Source organism: Skermanella sp. (genome assembly GCF_059503625.1).
The window spans coordinates 1-3018 of the sequence record NZ_JCACHA010000282.1; the positions used below are offsets into that span (position 1 = coordinate 1).

General features: G+C 66.1%; 2 protein-coding genes and 1 pseudogene. 2 read left to right on the forward strand and 1 reads right to left on the reverse strand.

Annotation, left to right across the window (positions count from 1 at the left end):
* Both AC5JJ6_RS06565 and AC5JJ6_RS06570 read left to right on the forward strand, forming a co-directional pair.
* Positions 1-323, forward strand: a pseudogene (locus tag AC5JJ6_RS06565) (SDR family NAD-dependent epimerase/dehydratase); the annotation flags it as partial.
* Positions 320-1381, forward strand: a complete 1062-nt coding sequence (locus AC5JJ6_RS06570; RefSeq protein ID WP_496041268.1) for an NAD-dependent epimerase/dehydratase family protein — start codon at positions 320-322, stop codon at positions 1379-1381. The pseudogene AC5JJ6_RS06565 and the gene AC5JJ6_RS06570, both read left to right, overlap by 4 nt.
* On the opposite strand, the gene arfA is transcribed toward AC5JJ6_RS06570, so the two are convergent.
* Positions 1356-2906: an arabinosylfuranosidase ArfA gene (arfA, locus tag AC5JJ6_RS06575; protein WP_496041269.1), complete on the reverse strand. Its 1551-nt coding sequence runs from the start codon at positions 2904-2906 to the stop codon at positions 1356-1358. The genes AC5JJ6_RS06570 and arfA overlap by 26 nt on opposite strands.
* Positions 2907-3018 lie beyond the last annotated feature (112 nt).

Consider the following 3018-nt stretch of genomic DNA (forward strand, 5'->3'; position numbering starts at 1 on the left):
AACTGGTCGCGAACCAGATCTTCAACTGCGGCACCGAGAACCTGACCATCCGGGACATCGCCGGTCTGGTGAAGCGCGTCGTCGCGGAGGAGTTTCCCGGCCGCGCCGATATCGACATCGTCACGACGCCGTCCGACGACCTGCGATCCTACCACATCAATTCCGACAAGATCTTCCGGGTGCTGGGCTTCAAACCCCGCCACACCGTCGAGGACGCGGTGCGCGACCTGTGCCGGGCATTCCGCGAGGGCGCCCTGCCGGACAGCATGTCGGACGACTGGTACTACAATATCCGCACCATGAAGAGGCTGCACGCGGCATGACCAATCCTTCTTCCGCCAGCCTTCCGGCTCTCCCTGTCGCCGTCGTCACGGGCGGGGCCGGCTTCATCGGCAGCCATATGGTAGACCTGCTGCTGGAGCGCGGCTACGCCGTGCGCGTGATCGACAATCTGGTCGGCGGGCGGGAAGCCAACCTCGCCCATCACGCCGCCGATCCCAACCTGTCGTTCGAAAAGATCGATATCCGCGCGCTGGAGCCGGGACATCACCTGTTCAAGGATGCCCGCTACGTCTTCCACTTCGCCGGCATCGGCGACATCGTGCCGTCGATCGAGCGGCCGATCGATTACATGTCCACCAACGTCCAGGGCACCGTCCAGGTGCTGGAATGCGCCCGCGCCGCCGGCGTCGCCAAGCTGGTCTACGCCGCCTCGTCGTCCTGCTACGGGCTGGCGGCGACGCCGACGGCCGAGGATCATCCGATCCAGCCGCAGTATCCCTACGCGCTCAGCAAGTATCAGGGCGAACAGGCGGTCCTGCACTGGCATCAGGTCTACCGGCTGCCGGCCAACTCGATCCGCAACTTCAACGCCTACGGCATCCGCTCCCGCACCTCGGGCGCCTACGGCGCGGTCTTCGGCGTGTTCCTGCGCCAGAAGCTGGCCGGCAAGCCGTTCACGGTCGTCGGCGACGGGATGCAGAGCCGCGACTTCCTCTACGCCTCCGACATCGCCGAAGCCTTCCTGGCGGCGGCGGAAACCGAGCGTTCGGGCCGGGTCTACAACGTCGGCGCCGGCAATCCGCAGACCGTCAACCGGCTGGTGGAACTGCTGCGCGGCGATACCGTCCATATCCCGAAGCGGCCGGGCGAACCGGACTGCACCTGGGCCGATATCGGCCGCATCACGTCTGAACTCGGCTGGCAGCCCAGGATCTCCTTCGAGGAAGGCGTTCGCCGGGTCCTGAACGATATCGACTACTGGCGCGAGGCGCCGCTGTGGAACCCCGACACCATCGCCCAGGCGACGCGAAGCTGGTTCGCGTGCCTGGGCGACGATCCCGGAGACTGCGCCGTCAGTTCTGCGTCTTCAGCCGGATGACGTTCCAGGACGCCGGGGCCAGCGTCGCCTGCACCCGGCCTCCCCGGACCTGCACGCCGTCGAGCGCCACCGGACTGACCGTATCCGGAGCCTCCTTGGTGTTGGCGATCTGAAGGTCGTCGTGGCGCAGTTCCAGCGCGTGGTCCAGCGTCAAGTCGTTGAAGCCCCTGGCGTCCAGGTCGAGGGTGATGGACTCGTCCAGGTGGCGGTTCAGGACGAACAGGGTCAGCGTCCTGTCGTCCTCGTTATGGACGCTCGCCACCTTGACATAAGGGACTTCCGGCATCGGGTAGTACAGCTCCTCGTTCCCGCGCGGGTCGTAGTAGCGGGCGGAATAGGTCGGCGAGGTCACCTTGGAGCGCAGGACGTTGCCGCGTCCCAGGTTGCTCATCTGGGCGAAGGGGTGGAAGATCGTCTGCCGCCAGGCCGGACCGCCGGTTTCCGTCATGATCGGGGCGATGGCGTTGACCAGCTGGGCGAGGCAGGCCGACTTGACGCGGTCGGCGTGGTTGAGCAGCGAGATGCAGGCGCCGCCGAAGGTCAGCGCGTCCTCCATCGTGTAGATCTCTTCCAGGATCTGCGGCGCTTCCGGCCAGCCCGGCTTCGCCCGGCCCTCGCCCTTGCCGCGCGTGCGGTACCAGACGTTCCATTCATCGAAGCTGAGCATGATGCGCTTGGACGACCGCCGCTTCGCCGCGACAGCGTCGGCGATCGCCACGACCTCGTCGATGAAGCTGTCCATCAGGTCGGGACTGGCCAGGAAGGCCGCCGTGTCGTGGGCGTAGTTGTTGAAGTAGGTGTGCAGGGAAATGAACTCGACATGGTCGAAGGTGTGGTCGAGGACCGTGTATTCCCACTCGCCGAACGTCGGCATGTTGCGGGCCGACGAGCCGCAGACCGCCAGTTCGACCGAGTTGTCGGTCCACTTCATCATCTTCGCCGTCTCGGTGGCGATGCGGGCGTATTCGGTCGCGGTCTTCCGCTCCATCTGCCACGGGCCGTCCATCTCGTTGCCCAGGCACCAGAACTTGACGCCGTGCGGCTGTTCCCAGCCGTGGCTGCGGCGGAGGTCGGACAGCGCCGTCCCGCCGGGATGGTTGCAGTATTCCAGGTAGTGGCGGGCGGCGTCTGCCCCTCGGGTGCCGAGGTTGACCGCCAGCATCGGCTCGATCCCGGCCTCCCGGCACCAGTCGATGAACTCGTTGGTGCCGAAGGTGTTCGGCTCGGTCGAGAACCAGGCGAGGTCCAGCCGGCGCGGACGGTTCTCGACCGGCCCGACGCCGTCTTCCCAGTTATAGCCGGACACGAAGTTGCCGCCGGGATAGCGCATGATCGTCGGGGCCAGTTCCTTGACCAGCGCCATCACGTCGCGGCGAAAGCCGCGCTCGTCGGCGTCAGGGTGGCCGGGTTCGAACAGGCCGCCGTAGACGCAGCGGCCAAGGTGTTCGACGAAGGCGCCGAACAGGCGCGGATCGGTCGCTCCGACCGCGAAGTCGCGGTCGACCAGAACCTCAGCCTTCAACATGGGGAAGTCTCCTGAAAGGTGATTTGGGTGTCATACCAGGGGCCGAAGAAGTTGACCGGTGAAGGTGCTCCTGCCGTAGGTCGGTCTAGAGCGAAGCGGCAGCCGACACCGA